The 4460-nt window shown below is 71.0% G+C and carries 1 protein-coding gene; it reads left to right on the plus strand.

The genetic code is table 11. The features are described 5' to 3' along the window. A partial coding sequence (locus tag AB0E67_RS36140; RefSeq protein WP_362035058.1) for a type I polyketide synthase occupies window positions 1-4460 on the plus strand: 4460 nt, incomplete at both ends.

Consider the following 4460-nt stretch of genomic DNA (forward strand, 5'->3'; position numbering starts at 1 on the left):
CACATCCGCGACGCCGTCCGCTTCGCCGACCAGATCACCTGGCTTGAGCAGCACGACACCACCCGCTATCTGGAGATCGGCCCCGGCGGTGTCCTCACGGCGATGGCCCAGGACAGCATCACCTGCGCCGAGGCTCGCCTCCTCCCCACCCTCCACAAGAACCTCGACGAAACCCACGCCGTCACCCGCGCCACAGCCGAACTCCACGTCAACGGAACGCCCGTCGAATGGCAGGCTTTCTTCAGCAGCGAGGAGACCGCCCCGCGCCGTGTGGAGCTGCCAACGTACGCGTTCCAGCGCAGCCGGTACTGGCTCGACGCAACGTCGGGGCGTAGGGAGCGGACCGGTGGTTCGCCGCTGGACGGCTGGCGCTACCAGGTGGTGTGGCGGTCGATACCGTCCGGCGCTGCCGAACTCACGGGTGACTGGCTGCTCTTGGTTCCCGCCGGTCACGAGGGCCGCCCTCTCGTACGGGACATCGTCCGGGCTCTGGAGGCCGGGCACGGTGCCGTACGACAGGTCGTGCTCGACACGGCCGACGCCGATCGGGTTCGATTCGGCGAGGAACTGCACGGTGCGCTCGGGGAGTTCGATGCGACGGGCGTGTTGTCGCTGCTCGCGCTGACCGGCGAGGACATCGCCTCGGCAGCACCGACGCTCGCTCTCTTCCAGGCGCTCGGCGACGCGGGCATCCAGGCCCCTCTGTGGTGCCTCACCCAGGGCGCGGTCACCACCGGCGGCTCCGACCCGCTGATCCACCCCGCCCAGGCGCAGGTCTGGGGCCTGGGGCAGGTCGCCGCGCTGGAGCACCCCGACCGCTGGGGCGGACTCGTCGACCTGCCCGAGCAGCTCGACGAACGCGGCGGCGCACACCTGCGTGCCGTACTCGCCGCCACGGCGTCCGGCAGCACTGAGGACCAGGTGGCCATCCGCGCGGCCGGTGTCCTCGCCCGACGACTGGCCCGGGCGAGCAGCAGCGGTGCGGCCTGGCAGCCGCGCGGCACGGTTCTGATCACCGGTGGTAGCGGCGCGCTCGGCTCCCGCGTAGCGCGCTGGGCGGCCGAGAACGGGGCCCAGCACCTGGTCCTCGCCAGCCGGCGCGGTGGTGAGGCCCCCGGAGCCACCGACCTGAGCGGTGAACTCACCGCGCTCGGCGCTGCGGTGACCTTGGCCGCCTGCGATGTGAGCGACCCCGAGCAGGTTCGTACGCTCATCGCCGACCACCCCGGCCTCACCGCGGTCGTCCACACGGCCGGCAGCCTCGACGACGGCGTGCTCGACCACCTCACTGCGGACCGTCTGGGCCACGTACTGCGTCCGAAGGCGACCGCCGCCGAACTCCTCGACCAGTACACGCGTCACCTCGACCTCGACGCCTTCGTACTCTTCTCCTCTGCGGCCGCCACCTTCGGCAACGAGGGCCAGGCCAACTACGCGGCGGCGAACACACACTTGGACGCGCTGGCACAGCGGCGGCACGCACTTGGGCTGCCCGCAACCTCGGTGGCGTGGGGTGCCTGGGCGGACTCGGGCATGGCCACGGGGCAGGGGGCGGCCGAGCAGTTGCATCGCAGCGGGTTCCCCGCGATGTCCCCGGAGCTGGCGCTCACCGCGCTGGCGGAGGCCGTCGGGCACGGCACTGCGGCGCTGACCGTCGCCGACATCGACTGGGCCCGCTTCGTACCGGCGTACACCGCCGCCCGGCCCAGCCCGCTGATCTCCGACCTGACGGACGTACGGGATCTCCTGGCTGCGGCCGGGTCCTGTGACGCACAGCTCGACGAGGAGTCGCTGAGCGGGCGGCTTGCCGCGCTGTCGGCGCCGAAGCGTGAGGAGCTGCTGCTGGAACTGGTGCGGACACAGGCGGCGTTGGTGCTCGGCCACGCCGGGCCGCAGTCGGTGGCGCCGAACCGTGCGTTCAAGGACCTCGGCTTGGACTCGCTCGGCGCGGTCCAGCTGCGCAACCGGCTGAACGCGGCCACCGGGCTGCGGCTGACCACCAGCGTGATCTTCGACTACCCGACGGCGGGCGAGCTGGCGCGTCATGTGCTGGGCGAGTTCCCCGGCCTCGGGGGCGACGGCGGGCAGACCGGCCACACCGCCACCGCCCTGGGTGCGGCGGCCACCGACCACGACCCGATCGTGATCGTGGCCATGAGCTGCCGTTTCCCGGGTGGGATCCGGACGCCCGAGGAGTTGTGGGCGCTGCTGGCTGCCGGTGGTGACGCGGTCTCGCCGTTCCCCGCCGACCGCGGCTGGGACCTGGAGGCGCTCTACGACGCCGACCCGGACCGTTCCGGTACGTCCTATGTGCGGGAGGGTGCCTTCCTCCAGGGAGTGGGCGAGTTCGACGCGGCCTTCTTCGGCATCAACCCGCGTGAGGCCCTGGCAATGGACCCGCAGCAGCGGTTGCTGCTTGAGACGTCCTGGGAAGCCTTCGAGCTGGCCGGCATCGACCCCAAGTCGCTGCGCGGCAGCAAGGCAGGCGTGTTCGTCGGCAGCAACGGGCAGGACTACGCCACCTTGCTCCGGCAGGTGCCGGAGACGGTCGAGGGGTATCTCGGCACCGGTATCGCGGGCAGTGTGGCGTCGGGACGGGTGGCGTACACCCTCGGCTTGGAGGGCCCGGCCGTCACCGTCGACACGGCCTGCTCCTCCTCGCTGGTCGCATTGCACATGGCCGCGCAGTCGCTGCGCTCCGGCGAATGCTCGCTCGCCCTTGCGGGCGGTGTGACGGTCATGTCGACTCCCGAGGTCTTCGTGGAGTTCAGCAGGCAGCGGGGGCTCGCTCCCGACGCCCGCGTCAAGGCCTTCGCCGAGGCCGCCGACGGAACCGGGTGGGGCGAGGGCATCGGCATGCTGCTGCTGGAGCGCCTGTCGGACGCCGAGCGACATGGACACCCTGTGCTGGGCATCGTGCGCGGCACGGCCGTCAATCAGGACGGGGCCAGCAATGGTCTGACCGCCCCGAACGGACCCTCGCAGCAGCGGGTGATCCGGCAGGCACTGGCCAATGCCGGCCTCACCCCTGACCAGGTCGACGCCGTCGAGGCACATGGCACCGGTACCACCCTCGGCGATCCGATCGAGGCTCAGGCCCTCCTGGCCACCTACGGGCAGGACCGGCCCGCCGAACGGCCGTTGTGGCTGGGCTCGGTGAAGTCCAACATCGGCCACACGCAGGCCGCCGCCGGTGTCGCCGGTGTCATCAAGATGGTCATGGCCATGCGTCATGAGGTCCTGCCGAGGACACTGCATGTCGATGAGCCCACCAGCCATGTCGACTGGGATGCCGGGGCGGTCACCCTCCTCACGGAGGAACAGGCCTGGCCCGGGGGCGACCGGCCTCGCCGCGCCGGCGTCTCCTCCTTCGGGGTCAGCGGCACCAACGCCCACGCCATCATCGAGGAGCCCCCGGCCGTCGCCGATCCGCAGGATCAGCCCGCCGAACCGGGCGTCGTGCCGTGGGTGCTCTCCGCCCGGACCGCCGACGCGCTGCGCCACCAGGCACGACAGCTCCGCGAGTACGTCGATCAGCGGCCTGAGCTGGATGCCGTGGCCATCGCCGACACGCTCGTCCACGGGCGCGCCCTGTTCGAACACCGCGCTGTCGCGGTGGGCGGCAACACCGCCGAACTCCTCCAGGCCCTCGACGCCCTCGTCCAGGGCGAGCCTTCGCCCCACCTCGTGCAGGGCGTCGCGTCGGACGAGACCGGCAAGACCGTGTTCGTGTTCCCGGGGCAGGGGACTCAGTGGGCCGGCATGGGCGCGGACCTCCTGGACATCATGCCGGTGTTCGCGGAGTCGATCGCTCGCTGTGAAGAGGCCCTGGTCCCTTACGTCGACTGGTCGCTGATCGATGTTCTCCGCTCTGGTGCGGAATTGGACCGTGTCGACGTCATCCAGCCCGTTACCTGGGCAGTGATGGTCTCGCTCGCCGCCACCTGGCAGCACCTCGGCATCCGCCCCGCGGCCGTGGTCGGTCACTCCCAGGGCGAGATCGCCGCAGCCGCTGTGGCGGGCGCGCTGTCCCTGGAGGACGCGGCCAAGGTCGTCGCCGTACGCGCCCAGATCATCGGCGAACACCTCGCCGGCCGGGGGGCCATGGCCTCCGTTCCACAGCCCGTCCACACCGTCGAAGGACAGCTCCCGAGCGGTGTCAGCATCGCCGCCGTCAACGGCCCCAACGCCACCGTCGTTTCGGGCGACAAGGACGCCGTCGAGGCCCTCGTCGCTCAGCTCCAGGAACAGGACGTCCGAGCCCGGCTCATCCCAGTCGACTACGCCTCACACTCAGCGCACGTCGAAACGATCGAGGGCCACTTGGCAACGGCCCTCGCAGGGATCACGCCCCAGGCTTCTGAGGTCCCGTTCTTCTCCACCGTCGAACCCGGATTCCTCAACACCTCCGAACTCGACGCCAATTACTGGTACCGCAACCTCCGCCAGACCGTCCACTT

Source organism: Streptomyces sp. NPDC032161, assembly GCF_040636995.1.
GTDB lineage: Bacteria > Actinomycetota > Actinomycetes > Streptomycetales > Streptomycetaceae > Streptomyces.